At 64.2% G+C, this 19,602-nt stretch carries 18 protein-coding genes; 14 read left to right on the top strand and 4 right to left on the bottom strand.

All coding sequences use genetic code 11. The features are described 5' to 3' along the window. Positions 1-23: 23 nt before the first annotated feature. The 4 genes from P0D96_RS31295 to P0D96_RS31280 all read left to right on the top strand — a co-directional run bounded on the left by P0D96_RS31295 (position 24) and on the right by P0D96_RS31280 (position 3,773). Positions 24-1,691, top strand: coding sequence for a S10 family peptidase (locus P0D96_RS31295; protein WP_408317302.1), 1,668 nt, complete (start codon positions 24-26; stop codon positions 1,689-1,691). Positions 1,692-1,954: 263 nt separating this feature from the next. Further along, positions 1,955-2,608 carry a hypothetical protein gene (locus P0D96_RS31290; protein WP_408317300.1) on the top strand — a complete coding sequence of 218 codons (654 nt, stop codon included), beginning with the start codon at positions 1,955-1,957 and terminating at the stop codon, positions 2,606-2,608. Between the two features lie 104 nt (positions 2,609-2,712). Further along, positions 2,713-3,063 (top strand): hypothetical protein, encoded by a 351-nt coding sequence (locus tag P0D96_RS31285; protein WP_132382691.1) that lies wholly within the window; start codon positions 2,713-2,715, stop codon positions 3,061-3,063. A 443-nt stretch (positions 3,064-3,506) separates the two neighbouring features. Next, positions 3,507-3,773, top strand: coding sequence for an RNA recognition motif domain-containing protein (locus tag P0D96_RS31280; RefSeq protein ID WP_106286333.1), 267 nt, complete (start codon positions 3,507-3,509; stop codon positions 3,771-3,773). Positions 3,774-3,885: 112 nt separating this feature from the next. On the opposite strand, the gene nadE is transcribed toward P0D96_RS31280, so the two are convergent. Then, positions 3,886-4,746: an NAD(+) synthase gene (gene nadE, locus P0D96_RS31275; protein WP_408281511.1), complete on the bottom strand. Its 861-nt coding sequence runs from the start codon at positions 4,744-4,746 to the stop codon at positions 3,886-3,888. Between the two features lie 368 nt (positions 4,747-5,114). Here nadE and P0D96_RS31270 point away from each other — a divergent pair, with 368 nt between their 5' ends. Further along, a complete protein-coding gene (locus P0D96_RS31270; protein WP_408317298.1) occupies positions 5,115-6,062 on the top strand; it encodes a L,D-transpeptidase in 948 nt (315 codons plus the stop codon). 144 nt (positions 6,063-6,206) lie between these two features. Here P0D96_RS31270 and P0D96_RS31265 read toward each other — a convergent pair whose 3' ends face one another. Together P0D96_RS31265 and P0D96_RS31260 are read right to left on the bottom strand one after the other, a co-directional pair. After that, positions 6,207-7,079 (bottom strand): DMT family transporter, encoded by an 873-nt coding sequence (locus P0D96_RS31265; protein WP_408177215.1) that lies wholly within the window; start codon positions 7,077-7,079, stop codon positions 6,207-6,209. A gap of 118 nt (positions 7,080-7,197) precedes the next feature. Further along, positions 7,198-8,757 carry an ABC1 kinase family protein gene (locus tag P0D96_RS31260; protein ID WP_408317295.1) on the bottom strand — a complete coding sequence of 520 codons (1,560 nt, stop codon included), beginning with the start codon at positions 8,755-8,757 and terminating at the stop codon, positions 7,198-7,200. A gap of 185 nt (positions 8,758-8,942) precedes the next feature. On the opposite strand from P0D96_RS31260, the gene P0D96_RS31255 reads away from it, so the two are divergent. Continuing rightward, a complete protein-coding gene (locus P0D96_RS31255) occupies positions 8,943-9,698 on the top strand; it encodes a DeoR/GlpR family DNA-binding transcription regulator (protein WP_132382701.1) in 756 nt (251 codons plus the stop codon). Between the two features lie 20 nt (positions 9,699-9,718). Here P0D96_RS31255 and P0D96_RS31250 read toward each other — a convergent pair whose 3' ends face one another. After that, a complete protein-coding gene (locus P0D96_RS31250) occupies positions 9,719-10,885 on the bottom strand; it encodes a 2-aminoethylphosphonate--pyruvate transaminase (RefSeq protein WP_408281501.1) in 1,167 nt (388 codons plus the stop codon). Positions 10,886-11,240: 355 nt separating this feature from the next. Between P0D96_RS31250 and phnS the strand changes: the two genes are divergently transcribed. The 8 genes from phnS to P0D96_RS31210 all read left to right on the top strand — a co-directional run bounded on the left by phnS (position 11,241) and on the right by P0D96_RS31210 (position 19,498). Beyond that, positions 11,241-12,329 carry a 2-aminoethylphosphonate ABC transporter substrate-binding protein gene (phnS, locus tag P0D96_RS31245; protein ID WP_132382705.1) on the top strand — a complete coding sequence of 363 codons (1,089 nt, stop codon included), beginning with the start codon at positions 11,241-11,243 and terminating at the stop codon, positions 12,327-12,329. A 126-nt stretch (positions 12,330-12,455) separates the two neighbouring features. After that, positions 12,456-13,556, top strand: coding sequence for a 2-aminoethylphosphonate ABC transport system ATP-binding subunit PhnT (phnT, locus tag P0D96_RS31240; RefSeq protein WP_408177218.1), 1,101 nt, complete (start codon positions 12,456-12,458; stop codon positions 13,554-13,556). After that, positions 13,534-14,481 carry a 2-aminoethylphosphonate ABC transporter permease subunit gene (locus tag P0D96_RS31235; protein ID WP_132382709.1) on the top strand — a complete coding sequence of 316 codons (948 nt, stop codon included), beginning with the start codon at positions 13,534-13,536 and terminating at the stop codon, positions 14,479-14,481. Before phnT ends, P0D96_RS31235 begins: the two co-directional genes overlap by 23 nt. Beyond that, entirely contained in the window at positions 14,471-15,334 is an 864-nt protein-coding gene (phnV, locus tag P0D96_RS31230) for a 2-aminoethylphosphonate ABC transport system, membrane component PhnV (protein WP_408177219.1), read from the top strand. The genes P0D96_RS31235 and phnV overlap by 11 nt, the downstream gene beginning before the upstream one ends. 76 nt (positions 15,335-15,410) lie before the next feature. After that, positions 15,411-16,145 carry a phosphonate utilization associated transcriptional regulator gene (locus P0D96_RS31225; protein WP_408317293.1) on the top strand — a complete coding sequence of 245 codons (735 nt, stop codon included), beginning with the start codon at positions 15,411-15,413 and terminating at the stop codon, positions 16,143-16,145. A 56-nt stretch (positions 16,146-16,201) separates the two neighbouring features. After that, the gene (gene phnA, locus P0D96_RS31220; RefSeq protein ID WP_408177221.1) at positions 16,202-17,485 is read left to right on the top strand and encodes a phosphonoacetate hydrolase; all 1,284 of its coding nucleotides are present in this window, start codon (positions 16,202-16,204) and stop codon (positions 17,483-17,485) included. Continuing rightward, positions 17,482-18,933 carry a phosphonoacetaldehyde dehydrogenase gene (phnY, locus tag P0D96_RS31215; protein ID WP_408317291.1) on the top strand — a complete coding sequence of 484 codons (1,452 nt, stop codon included), beginning with the start codon at positions 17,482-17,484 and terminating at the stop codon, positions 18,931-18,933. Before phnA ends, phnY begins: the two co-directional genes overlap by 4 nt. A gap of 4 nt (positions 18,934-18,937) precedes the next feature. After that, positions 18,938-19,498: a phosphonate degradation HD-domain oxygenase gene (locus P0D96_RS31210; protein ID WP_408317289.1), complete on the top strand. Its 561-nt coding sequence runs from the start codon at positions 18,938-18,940 to the stop codon at positions 19,496-19,498. The last annotated feature ends 104 nt before the right edge of the window (positions 19,499-19,602 follow it).

The following is a 19,602-nucleotide window of genomic DNA, read 5'->3' as shown; positions in this document are numbered from 1 at the left end:
GTGAACGAACCCATGGAGCGATCATGACGAATACCGAGTCAGCTTCTGTTAGTCCGCAGCCGTCGCACAATTCCCATGCTTCTGGCGCACCAGCGGGCACGCCCGCGCCCGCCAGCGCGCCGCACAAAGCCGGCGACCAGCCGTTCTTCGATCCGGTCGCCTACGGCAATGGGCCGGACGATTCCGTCACGGCAACCGATGAAAGTGCCGCGATCACGCACCACTCGGTCACGATCGGCGGGCACAAGATCAACTACACGGCGACGGCGGGCCACCTCGTCATCGTCGACCCGAGCAGTTCACAGCCGGAAGCCCGGATGTTCTACGTGGCGTTCACGCAGGACAACCAGAAGGAAGAAGCGCGGCCGGTGACTTTCTTCTATAACGGCGGCCCTGGGTCGTCGTCGGTGTTCGTGCTGCTGGGCTCGTTCGCGCCGCGCCGCATCAAGACGTCGATGCCGAGCTTCACGCCGCCCGCGCCGTATTCGATGGAAGACAATCCGGACAGCCTGCTCGACAAGAGCGACCTCGTCTTCATCAACCCGGTCGGCACCGGCTACTCGGCGGCGATCGCGCCGAAGAAGAACCGCGACTTCTGGGGCGTCGACCAGGACGCGGATTCGATCAAGCAGTTCATCAAGCGCTTCCTGACCAGGAACAACCGCTGGAATTCGCCGAAGTACCTGTTCGGCGAGTCGTATGGCACGGCGCGCAGTTGCGTGCTGGCGTACCGCTTGCACGAAGACGGCGTGGATTTGAACGGCATTACGCTGCAATCGTCGATTCTCGATTACACGCAGGCCGGCAATCCGGTCGGCGCACTGCCCACGGCGGCCGCGGACGCGTGGTATCACAAGAAGCTCGGCATCGCGCCGCGGCCCACCGATCTCGGCACGTTCGCCGAAGAAGTGGCGCAGTTCGCGCGCACCGACTATCTAGCCGCGCTGCGTAAATTCCCGACTACCGACACGGCAACGGTCGAAAAGCTCAGCGAATACACCGGCATCGACAAGACAACCTTGCTTGCGTGGAGTCTGGATATCGCGTCGTACGACAGCCGGGGCAATTCACTCTTCCTGACCACGCTGCTGAAATCCAAGGGTCTCGCGCTCGGCGAATACGACGGCCGCGTTACGGCGATCGGCACGGGCATTGCCGGCAAGATCGACCCGAATTCCGGCGGCAACGACCCGACCATGACCGCGGTCACCGGCGTCTACACGACGATGTGGAACGTGTATCTGAATGAGCAGTTGAAGTACACGTCGAACTCGTCGTTCACGGATCTGAACGACCAGGCCTTCCAGTACTGGGACTTCAATCACATCGATCCGACCGGCGCGCAGAAGGGCGTCGATTCGAAGGGCAACGTCATTCTGTACACCGCCGGCGACCTGGCCGCGGTGATGGCGCTCAATCCCGATCTGAAGGTGCTGTCGGCGAACGGCTTCTTCGATTTCGTGACGCCGTTTTATCAGACCGTGCTCGATCTGCAGCAGATGCCGCTGCTCAGTCAGCAGGTCCGGCAGAACCTGTCGGCGCGCTTTTATCCGTCGGGGCATATGGTCTATCTCGACGGCGGGTCGCGCACCGCGCTGAAGGCCGATCTCGCGAAGATGTACGACACGACGGTGTCCAACACGCAGGCGCTGCTCCGTATCCGCGCTTTGCAGGCTCGTGTGCCGAAGTAGCGGCGCATTGACGCGTCGCGTTGCAGACGTGACGCGTGTGGAATGCCTGGCGTCGCGGGGTCAGTGGACAGAGGGCGCCAGCGGGGATTGGGATTGGCGACGCGCGAGTGGTGGCGTCGCCGGTTCCCGCAGCCTGTGAAATCCGCCGAATGCGGCCTATGCGCGCGGCGCGCATAGTCAGGCTTTTTTACTTAAGCATATTGAATGTGTTTTAATTGGTCTGCGAATTGAACTATTGCGTGCCGCTCCCGGCGCGCCGAAGAATGAACGCAGGCATTGCAGACAGGCGTCGCGCCGACCATTCCAGCGACCCGACCAGCAGTACGTATGACACGGCTCCGCCAGCGCTCGCGCGCCGGTGTGGCGTTGCGCGTCCCCTCGGCAATAGGCGCTTTGCGCTCGCGCTCGGCTTTACGGCGCTGCTCGCGTTGCGCATGGGCGACGCCCGCGCGCAAGACGTCGGCATGCTCGACGAACGTGTCACGCAGCAATCGGTGGGGGACACGATTTGCCGCCCTGGTTACGCGGACACGGTTGCGCCGCCGTTCGACGCACTGATGGCGCACAAAGACCGCATGCTCGCCGCGCGCGGCATCGACGCGGACAGCGGCGCTGCCTTCGCGCTCGACCGGCGTGTGCCGATCGTGCTCGGCGGTTCGCCGGACGCTCCCGCCAATCTCGATCTTCTGCCGTGGGCGGGCCACCAGGGCGAGCGCCGCAAGGCACGTGCGGCGGTCATGCTCAAGCGCTGCGTGTGCGAAGGCAAACTGAGCCTCGCCGAAGCGCAAGCCGCGATCGTCGGCAACTGGTCGGTAGTTTATTCGGGCTTCGGTCAAACGTCTTGCAACATAAGCCGGCTCGACGTGGCCACCGGTGGCGACAACGGCCACGGAGCCGGACGCGACAACCCGCCATGAAGCCGGCTGCCTCGTCTGTGGCCTGCTTCGTCCATTCGCATCTATTCAGTCGCGCGGCTTGCAACTCGCAGGCCGTGGCCCCATCTAGTTTTCGGAGAATCATCATGATCCATTCACGTTTTGCCGCCATGGCGCTTTCTATCGGCTGCCTGTTCGGCAGCACCGCCGTGTTCGCCGCGGAGCCTGTACGCTGCGGCCAGGCCGACACGCTGAAGATCCGCGGCGATGTGCCCGCGGCCATCAGCTTCGACGTGTACCGCCAGCTGCGGCCGTTGAGTGCGCAACGTGTTGCGCTGTTTCAGTCGGCCGGCGAGGTGAAGCGCCTGCCCGACGGTCTCGCGGTATGCGAAGTCGCTGACGATGGCGTCGACGATCCGTCTGCGGTGCTGGTTCAGCTGCCGCAGGGCAAGAACGCATGGTGGGTGAGTTCGGCCAACGTGCAAACGGCAGACTGATCGCGACGACCAGTCCGCCTTTTGCGCAGGTCCCCCGCAGGATGCCGTGGCGATGCATGTCGCGGCCCGGTTTTCGCGTTCAGCGTCCGCGTTTGACGCGTTTGCCGGGCCTGTAGCGGGAAATGAACAGCTGTTTTGCTATTTTTGACGCCGCTTATTCAGGTACAGTGCATTAACGGAGATATTTAAGTCCGTTTTTTGACGACACTGTGTTGCATCGCTTTTATTGTCGATTGTGGCTATCCTGAGTACAGGACGAAATTCGCAGGGGAGAATTAAATGATCGCCTTCTATTTGTCATTAGCCGCTTTGGGCGCCGCTGGCGCTGCATTGATCCGCCAGTTCGCTGCCGCGCAGGCGAAACAGCGTGCCGCATTGCGCCCTGTGCGCGTGCAGTCCGCGGATCGCGGCACAGGCCGCAACGCGCGCAGAGGGTAGGCCGCATGAACCTGATCGTGCGCAATATCGCGGAATCGTGCAGCGAGCAGGAAGTGCGGGAATTTCTGAAGCACGAACTTGGGCATTACGCGAAAAACATCGAGGTGGTCGATGCCGGCAAGCCCAGCGCGTACGCCACGGTCGAGCTGGACGCCGAGGTGCCCTATGTGGGCGAAGTGATCGCGCGGCAAATTCACGGCAAGCAGTTGGGCGGCCAGACGCTGGAGGCCAGCGCCGATCTCTTCACCGACGAACCGCCGGCGGCTCAGTAACCTGACGCTGTTGTCGATTCACCCTGGATGCGGCGCGAGACACGAGCGCGCCTAAGCTCGCGCATCGCCGATGCGCCGACCTCGACGCATCATCTGCGCACCCGTATCTTCGTCAATCTCCGCTTGCCTGCACCGGCCAATCGAACGGCGTGTACGGCAACGCCCGCTTGTGACGCGTGACTTCGTAAAAACGCAAGATGGTCGCGCGTGCGGCATCGCTCACGGGTTTGCGCTCCAGAAAATCATCGATGGCATCGTAGGGAATGCCGTAGGCATCCTCATCAGGCCGTTGCGGACGCAACATTTCGAGGTCCGCGGTCGGCACCTTGTGCGCTAATGCTTCCGGTGCGCCCAGCGCTTTGGCCACGGCGCGCACGCGACGCTTGTTGAGCCCGGCGAGCGGCAGCACATCGGCGCCACCGTCGCCGAACTTCGTGAAGAAGCCCATCACCGACTCCGCCGCGTGATCCGTGCCGATGACCACGCCGGCCCGCGCACCGGCCACCGCGTATTGCGCGATCATGCGCTGCCGCGCCTTGATATTGCCGTGCACGAAGTCCTGTTGCGATTCGTCCTTGTATAGCACGCCGCTTTTATCCAGCGCGGCGAGCATGGCATCGGCCGCGGGCTTGATATCGATGGCGAGATTTTCGTCCGCGCGAATAAAGCGCAAGGCCTGTTGCGCGTCGGCTTCGTCTTTCTGTTCACCGTAAGGCAGACGTATTGCAACGAAGTGCGCGTCGTAATGTTCGGCGCGCAACCGTTCGACCGCGAGTTGCGCAAGCCGGCCGGTAGTCGTCGAATCGACGCCGCCGCTGATCCCGAGCACATACGTTTTCAGGCCGCTGCTGCGTAGATAGTTCGCGAGAAAAGCGACCCGGCGCTCGATTTCATGTGCAGCGTCGAACTCGGCGCTGATGTGCATTTCTTCAGAGATGCTTGCCTGGCGTGCGACTGGATCCTGTTGCGTCATGATTCTTCTTTGCTCCTTGCGCGCTCGCGCAAATGTCGAACCGTTACCGGCGTGGGTTCAATTTACCTTGGCGCCGCTTTTGATTTGCCGCGTTGATCGGCAAAGGTGCCCGGTTGTTGAGGCGATATCAATGAATCGTCCAATGTTCATCGACAGATCGCAATGTGCTTAGTAACATCCTCGTTCCGAGAGCGCCGCATGAGCCGGCGAGCAGTCAATAATAATCAGGTTTGCTCAAACACGCGATGAACCACCGCAACCGGCCTGGCCAGCCTGTACTGGACCGTCTCACTTTCGCGCCGGTCAATCGTCCGCGCGACGTGTCGTGTATGTTGGATCGACTTTCCGTGCGGAGCATCGCGCGCACTATGTCTTCCTTGCGCCGTTTGACGCGTGCGTTGAGTGCCGCGTTTTGCATGTTGTCATGCGGTGCGGCGATTGCGGCCTCGGCACCCGTAGCTGCATCGGCGCCAAAGCCAGCGAACCGTCCAGCGGCCGCCGTCAATGCGTCGGCTGTCGCGATGCCCGATGCCGCCGGCGTGGTCGATCCGCGTCGCGCGTTCGTGCTGCGGGACGTGTTCGCGCAGAACGTCACGCGCAAGTTGAAAGTGCCTGCGGCGGATCAGCGAGCCTATGCCAATCGGCTGCAAGCCGCGCTCGGCGCGCACATGCTCGGCGATCTGTCGGGCGAGTATGTCGTGCTGGTCGATCGCAACGCCAACGTGCAGGCGCTCTTCATCTATTTTCGCACCGCGCCGGCCGACACCTGGCAGATGATCGGCGCGTCGCCGGTTTCGACGGGGCGGCCGGGCGAGTACGACCACTTCATCACGCCGCTCGGTGTGTTCGAACATACGCCGGCCAATATGGATTTCCGTTCGGAAGGCACGCAGAACGAAAACCATATCCGCGGCTACGGCAAGCGTGACATGCGGATCTACGACCTCGGCTGGGCCCAGGGCGAGCGCGGCTGGGGCAAGGGCGGCATGTCGCAGATGCGCTTCCAGATGCACGCCACCGACCCCGACCGCCTGGAATCGCTGCTCGGCATTCGTCATTCGAAGGGCTGCGTGCGCATTCCCGCGTCGCTCAATTCGTTTATCGATCACTACGGCATTCTCGATGCCGAATATGAGGCGCTCGTCGAGTCGGGTAAATCGCTGTGGCTGTTGAAAAGCGATCGACAGGTGACGCCGTGGGCCGGGCGTTATATCGCCGTGGTGGATTCGGCGCGCAAGAGCCGCCCAGCGTGGGCGTCCGCGCCCGGCGGCAAAGCGCGCGCCAAAGTACCGGCCGGGGCGGACACGGCGGATTGATTCGCGTCGGCGCGGTTCGCCGCCAGCGGGTTGCTTGGCGCGAGCGCGCCGTTTATCGCGAGCGCGTCGTTAATCTAATTTGCGTGGTTCGTCGCGAGCGCGCCGCTCATCAAGCCGTGCGGGTCACCACGACCGCGCCATCCATCACGAGCGCGCCAGCAACACCCCCAGCAACGCAACGACAAACCCGGCGATCTGCAACGGCACCAGCGTCTCACCGAACCCCACATACCCCTGAAGTGCGGCAAGCGGCGGAGCGAGAAACATCAGCGCGGTCGCGCGCGCCGCGTCGCCGCGCCTGACCATCCACACCAGCAATGTGACGCTGACGCCGGAGAGCATCACGATCCCCCACGCGAGCGATCCCCACAACGCGGGCGACGCAATCCAGCGATGTTCACCGAGCGCCAACGCAAGCACGGCCGCGACGAGCGCGGCGCCGAAGTTCTGCACCGCGCTCGCGCTGCGAATATCGGCCTTGGCCAGCGAAGTCTTCTGAAACAACGTGCCCGCCGTAATCGCGCCGATCGCGGCGATCGAGATCAGCACGACCAGCCACGCGGGCGCGCTGCCGTGCGGCGTCGACGCGGTGGCCGCGGTCAGCTTCGGTTCGAGCACCAGCACGACGCCGGCGAGGCCGAGCGCCATGCCGGTCCAGCCGCGCCGCGAGAGCCGCTCGCCGAACAGCGGCGCCGCGACCGCGGCCGTCGCAAGCGGTTGCAGCGCGCCGAGCAAAGCCATTACACCGGCGCTCAGGCCCTGGGCAACGGCCCAGTAACCGGCGCCGAGATAGACGCCTTGCAGCAGCGCGCCCGCCACCAGATGTTTGCCCAAATCGCGGCCACTCGGCCACGTGGCACGTGCAATCAGCGCCGCCAGCGCGAATATCAGCGCCGTGCCGCCGAAGCGCGCGAGCAGGAAGAGGTTGGGATCCGCGTACGGCGTGATCGCGCGGGCGACCACGAAACCGGTCGACCACAACACGACGAAAACAGCGGCGATGAGAGAAGCGAGCATCGGAAAGGGTTGCGTGAAAAAACGCCATCTTGTCGGGATACGCGACGCGCGTCTTGTTCGAAGCTGCAATCGATGGAGTGCTCCGCCGCACTGCGGTCTGCGGGGCGCGCCGACGCCATCACCACATAAGCAGCACCGTTCCTGCGCCGAGCACGCCGCCACACACGGCACACGCCCACAGCAGCACACGCGTGCGCCGGTATTCGCGGCCAATCTCCGCCATCAGTTGCGCATTCTGCTGCGGCGTGCGCGCGCGATCATGCTCGTGTTGCAGATAGCGAACCGCCAGTTGCGGCACACGCGGCAGCATGTGCGCGAGATGCGGCAACTCGCGCCCGATCCGTTTGATCCAGCCGCGGTGATCGATGTCGCGCCGCGCGATATCCGCCAGCACGCCGCGGGTGATACTCCATGTGTCGACCCCCGGATGCAGCGCGCGCGCCAGCATTTCCGCTTGATGAAACGAGCGCTGCGCGGTCGCGAGCCGTCCGGGCACCGCGCCCTCGAACGGATGCACCGCGTGCAGCAGATGATGAAACAGCGAGCCCGCCGAACGGTCTTCCGGCTCGGCCGCGAAATGCGCTTCGGCGCGCGTGCGCAGTTCGGCTTCGAGCACCTCGGCGCGCGTGTCGTGCGGCACGTGCCCGGCATCGCGATGCATTTCGGCGAGCCGCCCGTAGTCCTGGTCGAACAGCGCGGTCGCGCCGTGCACGAAGAACTCGCGCTCGTCGGTCGAGAGACTCGACATGATCGAGAATTCCGCCAGCACGAGGCGCCCCAGCGTGTCCGGTTCGATACTCACGCGCACGCGGCGGGCGTCGAGCGTGGCGTGAAAGAAGCCGTGCTCGAACGCCTGCTCGGTGACGACTTCGACGATATGCGCGGCAAGCGGCGCGAGCTTGATGTGATGCGCGTGGAGGCCTGGCAAGTCGCTCGCCGGCAAGGTGCTGACGCGCTGCGTCGTCAGCGTGTAGGGGTTGCACAGGTCCCAGATCACGTCCGGCACGACGATGCGCTTGTCGCCGTCGAAATGATGGCCGGTCTGGCTGAGATTGGCGGCTTCGGCGCGCAGGTCGAAGCGGCGCAGGATGTCGTCGGTGAAGGTTTGCGCCAGCATGCGCAGTTGCAGGCGGCGCGCGGTGCCGGAGAACTTCTCCAGCCAGCGCGCGACCCAGCGCAGCAGCGCGAGTTCGTCGCCAATCTGTTGCAACTGGTCGGCGCGCACCAGCTTGATCGCTACCTCGTAATGGCCGTTCACCGGCGCGAGCAGCCGTGCCAAATGCGTCTGTTCGGCGAAGCCGCCGCGCACCGGCACCAGATCCACGGCGCTGAAGAGCGTGGCGAGCGGCTTGCCGAAAGCGCGCGCAAGTGCCTGTTCGGACTCGTGCGGCGGCAGTGGGGCTTCCATATGATCGATCGCGTCGATGGCGTCGTGCAAGGTGCCGGTCGCAAGTTCGGGCCGTTCGACGAGCGTTTCCGCGAATCGGCCCGCCAACGGTCCGAGCGCCGGCAGCACGCCGCTCAGGCTCTTGCTGCTACGTTCGGCCGTATGCAAACGACCGACCATCTCGATCATCCAGTGCAGTTTGTGGTCTGCGGGCGCGGCAAGCCAGATCAGGCGCGCGCCGTAGCGCAGCGCGTGGAACAGCAACAGTAGACGGCGAAACAGTGGCGGCATCGGCAGTTCGGTTGACGGGTCACGCGGCGTCCACCTCTATCGAGGGATATTCGCGCACGGCCAGGGCGTTCAGATTAGCAGGTAAGCGCGCCAGGAGGAGCATCGCCGCGCCATGCGTAATACAATACGCCGGCCTTCTCCAACCGTGGCGAAACCCAAGCGTGCCGGTTTCCGGCCTTTCATCGATGCTCGCAGAACAACGTCACCAATACATCCTGGCGCAAGTCGCCAAAACCGGCGCGCTCTCGGTCGCGGAGCTGGTGCGCGAACTGAACGTGTCGCGCGAGACCATTCGTCGTGACCTGAACGCGCTGGCCGGGCGCGGCCTGCTGGTCACGACGCACGGCGGCGCGCTGTCGAGCGACCGGCGCGAGCCCGACCTCGATACCCGCGAAGCCGCGAATGCCGGCGCCAAGCGCGCCATCGGCGAACGCGCGGCCGAGTTCGTGCCGGACGGCGCGTCCCTGATCATCGACTCGGGCAGCACCACGCAGGCGGTGGCGCGGGCGTTGCTCGACCGGCATCGTCTGTCGGTGTACACGAACGACTGGCGGATCGCGCTGCTGCTCGGGCGCCGCAACGACAACCGCATCACGCTGCTGGGCGGCGAGCTGTCCGATATCGAAGACGCCACCTTCGGGCTCGATACCGTCCATCAGCTGACGCAGTACCACGCGGACTTCGCCTTCATCGGCGCGGGTGGGATTTCGCCGGACGGCTATCTGACCGACTACAGCCGCATGGCCGCCGAGGTACGCAGCCGCATGATCGCCGCGGCGGACATGGTGGTGGTGGTCGCCGATCATTCGAAGTTCGGCCGCGTGACGCCGGTGCGCATCAACGGGATCGAGTCGGCGCGTTATCTGGTGACCGAGCTGGCTCCGGAGCGCGCGCTCGGCAAGGCGATCACGGCGCACGGTCCGGAAATCCTGATCGCCTGAGCGCGCCCCGGCTTGCCCAACTATTTCACCCGGATGCCCAGCCGCTCGAGCGTGCGTCCGATCGCGGCTACCGCGTTGTGAAGTTCGTTCGCATCGATCGCGCCGATGCAACCCACGCGAAACGTTTCCACTTGCGTCAGCTTGCCCGGATACAGCACGTAGCCGGCTTCGCGCACGGCGGCATAGAACGCCGCGAATTGCCACGCCGGATCGCGCGGCGCGTGGAAGGTGACGATCACCGGCGCCTGCACCTCGGGCTTCAGAAACGGCTCGAAGCCAAGCGCTTTCATTCCGCTGACCAATGCCACGCAGTTGCGCGTATAACGCGCGCCGCGCGCGGGCTGGCCGCCTTCGGCGTTGAACTGGTCGAGTGCCTCGCGCAATGCGGCCACCACATGGGTCGGCGGCGTGAAGCGCCACTGCGTCGTCTTCTGCATATAGACATATTGATCGTGCAGATCCAGTGCAAGCGAGGGCGAACGGCCTTCGCTGTCCTCCAGCACGCTGCGCCGCACAATCACGAAACCCATGCCGGGCACGCCTTCGAGGCACTTGCCGCTCGCCGAGATCAGCGCGTCGATGCCGCCACGGCGCAGGTCGATCGGCAACGCGCCGAACGAACTCATGGCGTCGACGATCAGGCTCTTGCCGTGCCGCTGACATACCGCGGCGATATCGTCGAGCGGATTGAGCAGGCCGGCGCTCGTTTCCAGATGCACTTGCGCGACGTGGCTGATGCGCGAATCGAGATTGAAGGCGTCTTCGATGGCGGCCGCGCCGACCGGCTCGTCCTCGCGCAACGCCAATTCGATATAAGCGATGCCCATTCGCTGCAATATTTTGATCAGCCGGGCACAATACGCGCCGTTGTTCGGAACGAGCACACAGCCCTGGCGCGGCACCAGCGTGCCGAGGGCCGCTTCGACCGCGAACGTTCCACTGCCTTGAAGCGGTACGCATACATAGTCATTTTCACCATGTACGATCTTCAGGAGGTCGGCGCACACGCTGTGGGTCATGCGGTTGAACGCGGCGTCCCACGAACCCCAGTCGCGCAGCATCGCTTCGCGCGTCCGGGGTGAGGTGGTGAGCGGCCCCGGGGTCAACAGGATTGGGTCGTTTCCAAGGATCACATCAGGGATCACATCAGGGATCACACCAGGGGTCACACCAGCCTCCGTCATCATCTGAACGAACGCCGCCCAGGCCGGGCGACGAAAAGATTGATTTGGATATTATTGGCGAATTGTGTCATTTTTTGGAACTCTGCAGAATCGTCATGGCGTTGTCATGGAAACCTGTGATCCTTGCCGTGCCCATTCAGGCATGGCCGGCAGCGCGGGTGTCGTAGCTGGGCTGTGAGTCAGGCTGGAAAGAATCGACAAGAGGGCAGCAAAGTTGTTGGCAATCTGCAATCCGTATGAAGCTGCACGACAGCTTGATGCGGGCAACACGCAAGCGGCGCGGCGCTACCGCCGTTCAATCACAACAGGTATCGGGATCTCCCGACCGTCTGGTTTTTTGCCTTTCGGAGAAAGCGACATGACAAAGACGAATTCCCTTCACGCCACGGCCGGCCTCGTACGCAAACTGCTGCCGGCGCTGGTCGCCGCGGCGGCATTCGGCGGCACGGCCATGCAGGCGCACGCGGCCGACGCAGTGGTGCTGTACACCGCCGACGGCCTCGAGAACCTCTATAAGGATGTGCTGCCGGCCTTCGAAAAGAAGGAAGGCGTGAAGGTCAACATCGTCACGGCGGGTAGCGGCGAAGTGGTGAACCGCGCCACCATCGAAAAGGATCAGCCGAAGGCCGACGTGCTCGTCACGCTGCCGCCGTTCATCCAGCAAGCTGACCAGAGCGGCCTGCTGCAGGCTTATCAGAGCGCCAACTACAAGAACGTGCCGGCGATCGCCAAGGCGTCGAACGGCGCGTGGGCGACCTTCGTGAACAACTACTTCTCGTTCGCGATCAACCCGGAAGTCACCAAGACCCAGCCGAAGACCTTCGCCGACCTGCTGCACCCGGACTTCAGCGGCAAGGTCGCCTACTCGAACCCGGCCACGGCGGGCGACGGCATGGCCGTGATCATTCTGACCTCGTCGCTGATGGGTGAAGACAAGGCGTTCGACTATCTGAAGAAGCTCGAAAACAGCGCCAAGTTCCACACCAAGGGCACGGGCTACCTCGACGTGCTGCTCTCGCGCAACGAAATCGCGGTCGCCAACGGCGACCTGCAAATGGACCTGGACGACGCGGCCAACGGCGGCCTGTCGCTCAAGCCGATTTTCCTCGCACACGAAGGCGGCCAGCCGACCACGTTCCAACTGCCGTACGCAATCGGCCTGATCAAGAATGGCCCGAACCAGGCTGAAGGCAAAAAGCTGATCGACTACCTGATGTCGAAGGAAGTGCAGGCGAAGGTGCCGGACATCTTCGGCATTCCGGGCCGCACCGACGTGCCGCTCACCGGCAAGAACGGCGAAGCCGTCAAGCAGGCTATCGCGGGCGTGAAGCTGATTCCGGTGGACTGGAATCAGGTGATGGCGAAGAAAGCCGACTGGACGGCGCGTTGGAAGAACGACGTGATCGGTTCGTCGGGCAAGCAGCTCGAAGTGGTCAAGCCGAAGTAAGCCGTCGTTCGTAGCATCATCGACGTCACTCAGTCATATAACCGGGTGACGTTGCAGAATCAGGCGGCGCCTGCGGGACTCCCCGAGGCGCTGCGTCAGCATTAATTCCGTTGGAGGATGAAACCGGTGAATACCGCCAGTCTTGCTCAACCAGGCGCGCCCGGCGCCTCACCGGACGCGCTCGATGCCGCGCATTCGACTACGCCGGGCGGCGTGCAGATCGATCATCTGACGGTGCGCTTCGGTTCGCGCACAGTGCTCGACGATCTGTCGTTGACCATCCAGCGCGGCGAATTGCTCACCGTGCTCGGCCGCAGCGGCTGCGGCAAGACGACGTTGTTGCGTTTCATAGCCGGGTTTATCGAAGCGGACGGACTGGCCGGCACGTTGACCGTGGCCGGTCACGATCTCACTCACGTGCCGCCGCACAAGCGCAATCTCGGTCTGCTGTTCCAGAGCTATGCGCTGTTTCCCCATCTGTCGGTGTTCGAGAACGTGGCCTTCGGGTTGCGCGCGCGCCGCACGCCGTCCAAAGATGTCGCGCGACGCGTCGCCGACGCGTTGAAGCTGGTGCAACTCGGCGACGCCGGCCACGTGATGCCCGCGCAATTGTCGGGCGGCATGCAGCAGCGCGTGGCGCTTGCGCGCGCGCTCGTGATCGAGCCCGATGTGCTGCTGCTCGACGAACCGCTTTCCGCACTCGACGCCAATCTGCGCGCGTCGGTGCGTTCCGAACTCAAGTCGCTGCATGAGCGCCTGCCGAATCTGACGATCGTCTGCGTGACGCACGATCAGGACGACGCGCTGGTGCTGTCCGACCGCACGCTGCTGATGCGCGAAGGCCGCATCGCGCAACTCGGCACGCCGCAACAGTTGTACGACACGCCGGCCGACGGCTTTGTCGCGCGTTATCTGGGCGCGGCCAATCTGCTGCCGCCGCAGGTCGCCTTCAGTATGGGCGACGCACGCCACAACGAGCGCGATCGCGTGGCCTGTCTGCGTCCGGAGGCATTGCGGATCGTGCCGCTCGGCGAAGGGCAGTTGCACGGCGCGATCGCTTCGGTCGAATGGTATGGCGCGGTGTTGTCGGTGTCCGTCGTATTGGACGCGATGCCCAACGAGCCGGTGCTCGTCACCATGCAGCGCGGCCACGGCATGATGCCGGAGAAGGGCGCGCGTATTTCCCTGCGTTACGAGGCTGACGATGTCGTCCTTATCAACCCCTGATACGCCCAATCCGCTCGGCTCGGCCGCCGCTGCCGACGCCCGCCGCAGCGCCAGCGCCGCCTCGCATGCGGCCGCGGTGAAGCGCCGCGAACGCGCCGCGCAATGGCATCTGCTGTTCATCGCCGTGGTGGTGCTCGGGCCGCTGGTCATCTATCCGCTCGTGCGCCTCGTGCTGCTGAGTCTGACCGGACCGCACGGCTTGAGCCTGCATGCGTACTCTGCGTTCTTCGGCAATCCGGAAACGAGCGGCGTGATCGGCACGACGCTGTGGATCCTGTTTGCCAGTGCCGGGCTCGCGTCGCTGCTCGGCGTCGCGCTGGCGTCGATCCTGTTTTTCAAGCCGTTTCCCGGCGCGCGGATGATCACGCGGTTTCTCGAACTGTTCGTCGCGTTCCCGTCGTTTCTGGTCGCCTTCACGCTGATCTTTCTGTACGGCTCGCAAGGCTCGGTCAGCATCGGCTTGCAGCGGCTCTTTCATCTGCAGAACCCGCCGCTCGATTTCCTGTTCGGCGTGGGCGGTGTGATTCTCGCGGAAGTGGTGTTCTACGCGCCGTTTGTCGTGCGTCCCACGCTGGCCTCGTTCGCCACGCTCGACATGCGTCTGATCGAAGCCGCCCGCAGTCTCGGCGCGAGTGGCTGGATGGTCGCGTTCAAGGTGATCCTGCCGCTCGCGTGGCCGGGCATCGCCGCGGGCACGATCCTGTGCTTTCTGCTGACGCTCAACGAGTTCGGCATTCTGCTCGTGCTCGGCAGCGCGCATCTGATCACGCTGCCGGTGGCGATCTACAGTTCCGCTACCGTCGATCTCGATCTGCCGACCGCCGCCGCCGGCGCGGTCGTGATGCTGATCATGTCTTTGTCGCTGTACGCGTTGTACCGCCAGGTCAACCGTCGCAAGGTGAAAGGAGCGGGCCATGGCCGTTGAACTCGACCCGACCGTTTTGCCGGTCATGCACAAGAAAGCGCGGCCGGTGCGCCGCAGTCTGGTGGTGCGCATGCTCGGCGGCGCGTTTCTCGGTTTTTCCGCCTTGCTGTGTTTCTGGCTGTTCGTGTTGCCGGTGGTGGTCGTCGCACTGTCGAGCGTGGCCGCGCACTGGTCCGGCACGATCCTGCCCGACGGCTTCAGCACGCGCTGGTTCGAGCGTCTCGGTTCGAGCGACTTCGATGCCATTACGACGAGCCTCGAAATCGGTATCGGCGTCGCGGTGCTCGGCACGATCCTCGGCCTGTGGCTCGCGCTGGCGCTCGAAGGGCGCGACCGCCGCGGGCTCGGCGCCATCGTCGACACCATCGCGATGATGCCGAACGGCGTGCCGAGCGTGGTGCTCGGGCTCGCGGTGCTGATCGCGTATCACAAGCGGCCGTTCGATCTGTCGAGCTCGGCGGCGATCGTCGTGTTCGTGCAACTGGCGCTAGTGCTGCCGTTCTGCTACCGCTGCGCGGCCGCCGCGTTGCGCCCGGAGCTGACGATTCTGCGCGAAGCGGCGGCGAGCCTCGGTGCGCCGCCTTCGATGGTGTTGCGCCGTGTCGTGCTGCCGCAACTGGTGCCGGCGATCCGCGCGAGTCTCGCGCTAGGCTTCGCGCTCTCGCTCGGCGAACTCGGCGCCACGCTGACCGTGTATCCGCCGGGATTCGCGACGGTGCCGATCGTGGTCGTCGGTCAGGTGGAACGCGGCTATTACCTGCCGGCCTCCGCGCTGTCGCTGATTCTTCTGCTGGTCTCGCTTGCTGCGCTTCTGCTGATCGCTGCGCGCGTCCCGCGCCGCCGGACGGACTGACGAGCAACTTCTGATGCGTGTGCCGGCATGCCGTGGCGGCGCGCCTGCACATATCGATGTGGCAAAATTTGTCAAAATGACCGAATATATGCAAACTGCTTCTGTCGATCCGATTGAGGTTGTGCGCAGGCATTCGCTGACGACGCTGGTTCGCGACGAAATCGAACGGCACATCGTCGAGGGGGCGCTCGCGCCCGGCGACAAGCTCAACGAAGCCGACTGGGCGACGCGTCTGCAGGTGTCGCGCGGGCCCGTGCGCGAGGCGTTTCGCGCGCTGGAGCAGGCCGGCCTGGTGCGGACCGAGAAGAACCGCGGCGTGTTCGTGCGGACGGTGTCGCTGGCGGAAGCGGATGAGATCTACGCGGTGCGCGCGGTGCTCGAAGAGGCGGCGTGCCGGATGCTGGCGGCGAGTATCGATGCCCGCAAGCTGGCGGGATTGCGCGACTGGCTCGACGCGATGCGCGCGGCGCTCGACGCCCAGGATCACGATGCCTATGCGCGCGCGAATGTGGCGTTTCACGACGCGCTGGTGGCGGCATCGGGCAATTCGAAGCTGTATGAGACGTACCGCCGACTGGTGTGCGAATTGAGCCTGTTTCGACGTGCCGCGCTGGTGGTGCATGCCGATGCGATGGAGCGCTCGCTGGCCGAACATCGCGCGATCCTGACGGCGGTGGCCTCGCGCGACGCCGAGCATGCCGCGGCGCTGATGCATGCACACGTGAACGGCGGCATGCAGCGCGCTCACGCGGCGTGCGAACCGGCGGGGCCGTTGAGCGTGGTGCGCATGCCGACGGCGTCGAACGATTGAGATGGTTGCAACGAACTGACTACAACGCGCGTGCCCGGCACGCATGGAAGGGAACGATGGCGAATACAGACACGAGTACCAGCGAACGCACGATCGAAGTCAACGGTCGCAGCTACCGGCTACCCTCGCGACCGACGGTGGTGGTGTGCGTCGACGGCTGCGAATTCGATTATCTGGAAGCCGCGGTCGCGGCGGGCGTGGCGCCGTTTATCGGCAAGATGCTCAAGGGCGGTGGCGCCTTCAAGGGGGACTGCGTGATCCCTTCGTTCACCAACCCGAACAATCTGTCGATCGTGTGCGGCGTGCCGCCTTCGGTGCACGGCATCTGCGGCAACTACTTCTGGGATCCGGACGCGAACGGCGGCGAGGGCGCGGAAGTGATGATGAACGACCCCGCGTATCTGCGCGCGGGCACCTTGCTCGCCGCTGCCGCCGAAGCCGGCGCCGCGGTCGCCGTGGTCACCGCGAAAGACAAGTTGCGCCGGCTGCTCGGCTGGCAGTTGAAAGGCATCTGTTTTTCGGCGGAAAAAGCCGACAAGGTGACGCTCGAGGAAAACGGTATCGGCGAAGTACTCGATCTGGTCGGCTTGCCGGTGCCCGATGTGTATAGCGCCGGGCTGTCCGAATTCGTGTTCGCCGCCGGCGTGCGGCTCGCGCAGACGCGGCAACTCGACCTCATGTATCTGTCGACGACCGACTACATCCAGCACAAATGGGCGCCGGGTACCGAGGGCGCGAACGCGTTCTACGCAATGATGGACGGCTACCTCGCGAAGCTCGACGCGCTCGGCTGGGTGATCGGCCTGACCGCCGACCACGGCATGAACGCCAAGCACGATCCGCAGACCGGCGAGCCGAACGTGATCTATCTGCAGGATGTGCTCGACGACTGGCTCGGCGCCGGACGTGCGCGCGTCATTCTGCCGATCACGGATCCGTATGTGGTGCATCACGGCGCGCTCGGCTCGTTCGCAACCATCTATCTGCCGCGCGATGTCAGCGTTGCGCAGGTGATCGAGCGGATCGGCGGCTTGCAGGGGATCGATACCGTGCTCGACAACCAGGCGGCGTGCGAGCGCTTCGAGCTGCCGAACGACCGCGTCGGCGATATCGTCGTGGTCAGCACGAAGCATGTCGTGCTCGGCACGCGGCGCGCTGAACATGATCTGTCCGGACTGACCGTGCCGTTGCGTTCGCATGGCGGGATTTCCGAACAGGAAGTGCCGCTGCTGTTCAACCGGCGTGTCGAAGCATTGCCGTCCAGCGGCGGCGATGGTGGCAAGAGGCTGCGCAACTTCGATATCTTCGACATCGCCTTGAATCGCGTGTCGTCATCATGAACGCCGTGCTGCGGGACCATCCGGCTTTTCGGGCGGAAGCGCTGCGGCTCAAAGGCGAGCGCGTGACGCGCTCGCGCACGCTCGATGTGTTCGATCCGTATACGGGAACGCGCGTGGGCACGGTCCCGCTGGCGAGCGTCGATGACGTGCGCGCTGCGTTCGAATACGCGGCGGCCTATCAGGCGCAACTCACGCGTTACGAACGCTCGCAGATTCTCGAGCGCGCGGCGGCGCTCATGCGCGAGCGGACCGAAGAGGCGTCGGACCTGATTTCGCTCGAGTCGGGTTTGTCGAAGCAGGACTCGCGCTATGAGATCGGCCGCGTGGCCGATGTGTTCAAGTTTGCGTCGATCGAAGCGTTGCGTGACGACGGGCAGAGCTTCTCCTGCGATCTGACGCCGCACGGCAAGAAGCGGCGCGTGTTCTCGCAGCGCGAGCCGCTGGCGGGCGTGATCGTCGCGATTACGCCGTTCAACCATCCGATGAACCAGGTCGCGCACAAGATCGCGCCGGCCATTGCGACGAACAATCGGGTGGTGCTGAAGCCATCGGAGAAGGTGCCGCTGTCGGCGCTGTATCTCGCCGACGTTCTGTACGAAGCCGGCTTGCCCGCGCCGATGCTGCAGGTGCTGACCGGCGATCCGCGCGAAATCGCCGATGAGCTGATCACGCATCCGTTGGCGGAACTCGTCACGTTCACGGGCGGCGTGGCGATCGGCAAATACATTGCGGGCAAGGCGGCGTACCGGCGCGTGGTGCTGGAACTGGGCGGCAACGATCCGCTGATCGTGCTCGACGACGCCGATCTGGACCGCGCGGCGACGCTTGCCGTACAGGGCTCGTATAAGAACTCCGGGCAGCGCTGCACCGCGGTCAAACGGATGCTCGTGCAAAAGAGCGTGGCGGCGGATTTCGCCGATCTGGTGGTCGAGAAGACGCGGGCCTGGTCTTTCGGCGATCCGTTCGATGCATCGAATCAGATGGGCACCGTGATCGACGTCGCCGCGGCGCAGCTTTTCGAGGCGCGCGTGAATGAGGCGGTGGCGAGCGGGGCGCGTCTGCTTGTGGGCAATCAGCGCAAGGGCGCACTGTATGCGCCGACGGTGCTGGACGGCGTCGATCCGTCGATGACGCTGGTGCGCGAGGAAACCTTCGGGCCGGTGTCGCCGATCATCACCTTCGACACGCTCGACGACGCCATCCGTATCAGCAACGGCACGCCGTTCGGGTTGTCGTCGGGCGTCTGCACGAACCGGCAGGATGCGATCACGCGCCTCATCAATGAATTGCGCGTGGGCACGGTCAACGTGTGGGAAGTGCCGGGCTACCGGATCGAGTTGACGCCGTTCGGCGGCATCAAGGACTCCGGGCTTGGCTATAAGGAAGGCGTTCAGGAAGCCATGAAGAGCTTCACCAATCTGAAGACCTTTTCATTACCGTGGGAGTAATAGCGTGGCATTGAATGTGAAGGACATCCGTTCGCTGTTCGAGCAATACGGCAAGCTGGCTTATAGCGGCGAGCCGGTGACGCAGCTTGAACATGCGTTGCAGAGCGGCTTATTGGCGGAAGAGGCTGGTGCCGATGAGGAACTGGTTGCCGCGGCGTTTCTGCATGACCTCGGCCACTTGCTCAATCTGCAAGGCGAGACGCCGACGGAGCGGGGCATCGACGATCTGCATCAGTATTTCGCGCTGCCGTTTCTGCGGCCGGTGTTGTCGAATGCGGTGTTGGAGCCGATTCGTTTGCACGTCGACGCCAAGCGCTGCCTATGCGCCATCGACGACACGTATTTCGGCCAGCTTTCCGCCGATTCGGTGCGGAGTCTGGAATTGCAGGGCGGCATTTTCAGCAAGGAGGAGGCTGAAGCGTTTCTGCAAAAGCCCTATGCGGAAGACGCATTGCGCCTGCGCAGGTGGGACGATCTCGCCAAGGAAGAGAATCGCGCGACGCCGGATCTTGATCACTATTTAGGTGTTGTCGAACGGGTGATGCTTAAGCACGCGGCTGTTTGAGGGCTGTTCAATGTTGCGCGGTTTTCGGTGCTTCTCGCGCTTGCTGGTCTGCCGATTTTGTCGTCGGCCTGGCGCCGTTTCTGGCGCAATTCATGCCTATCAAA

Origin of the sequence: Paraburkholderia sp. RL17-347-BIC-D, assembly GCF_046027915.1 — a bacterium.
Taxonomy (GTDB): Bacteria; Pseudomonadota; Gammaproteobacteria; order Burkholderiales; family Burkholderiaceae; genus Paraburkholderia.
The sequence above is the reverse complement of the archived record's forward strand: the minus strand, read 5'-3'. Positions and strand labels throughout refer to the sequence as shown.

Excerpts from the sequence above, each read along its gene's own strand:
- P0D96_RS31295 (WP_408317302.1), top strand. The coding sequence starts at position 24 with ATGACGAATACCGAGTCAGCTTCTGTTAGTCCGCAGCCGTCGCACAAT.
- P0D96_RS31290 (WP_408317300.1), top strand. The coding sequence starts at position 1,955 with ATGAACGCAGGCATTGCAGACAGGCGTCGCGCCGACCATTCCAGCGAC.
- P0D96_RS31285 (WP_132382691.1), top strand. The coding sequence starts at position 2,713 with ATGATCCATTCACGTTTTGCCGCCATGGCGCTTTCTATCGGCTGCCTG.
- P0D96_RS31280 (WP_106286333.1), top strand. The coding sequence starts at position 3,507 with ATGAACCTGATCGTGCGCAATATCGCGGAATCGTGCAGCGAGCAGGAA.
- nadE (WP_408281511.1), bottom strand. The coding sequence starts at position 4,746 with ATGACGCAACAGGATCCAGTCGCACGCCAGGCAAGCATCTCTGAAGAA.
- P0D96_RS31270 (WP_408317298.1), top strand. The coding sequence starts at position 5,115 with ATGTCTTCCTTGCGCCGTTTGACGCGTGCGTTGAGTGCCGCGTTTTGC.
- P0D96_RS31265 (WP_408177215.1), bottom strand. The coding sequence starts at position 7,079 with ATGCTCGCTTCTCTCATCGCCGCTGTTTTCGTCGTGTTGTGGTCGACC.
- P0D96_RS31260 (WP_408317295.1), bottom strand. The coding sequence starts at position 8,757 with ATGCCGCCACTGTTTCGCCGTCTACTGTTGCTGTTCCACGCGCTGCGC.
- P0D96_RS31255 (WP_132382701.1), top strand. The coding sequence starts at position 8,943 with ATGCTCGCAGAACAACGTCACCAATACATCCTGGCGCAAGTCGCCAAA.
- P0D96_RS31250 (WP_408281501.1), bottom strand. The coding sequence starts at position 10,885 with ATGATGACGGAGGCTGGTGTGACCCCTGGTGTGATCCCTGATGTGATC.
- phnS (WP_132382705.1), top strand. The coding sequence starts at position 11,241 with ATGACAAAGACGAATTCCCTTCACGCCACGGCCGGCCTCGTACGCAAA.
- P0D96_RS31235 (WP_132382709.1), top strand. The coding sequence starts at position 13,534 with ATGTCGTCCTTATCAACCCCTGATACGCCCAATCCGCTCGGCTCGGCC.
- phnV (WP_408177219.1), top strand. The coding sequence starts at position 14,471 with ATGGCCGTTGAACTCGACCCGACCGTTTTGCCGGTCATGCACAAGAAA.
- P0D96_RS31225 (WP_408317293.1), top strand. The coding sequence starts at position 15,411 with ATGACCGAATATATGCAAACTGCTTCTGTCGATCCGATTGAGGTTGTG.
- phnA (WP_408177221.1), top strand. The coding sequence starts at position 16,202 with ATGGCGAATACAGACACGAGTACCAGCGAACGCACGATCGAAGTCAAC.
- phnY (WP_408317291.1), top strand. The coding sequence starts at position 17,482 with ATGAACGCCGTGCTGCGGGACCATCCGGCTTTTCGGGCGGAAGCGCTG.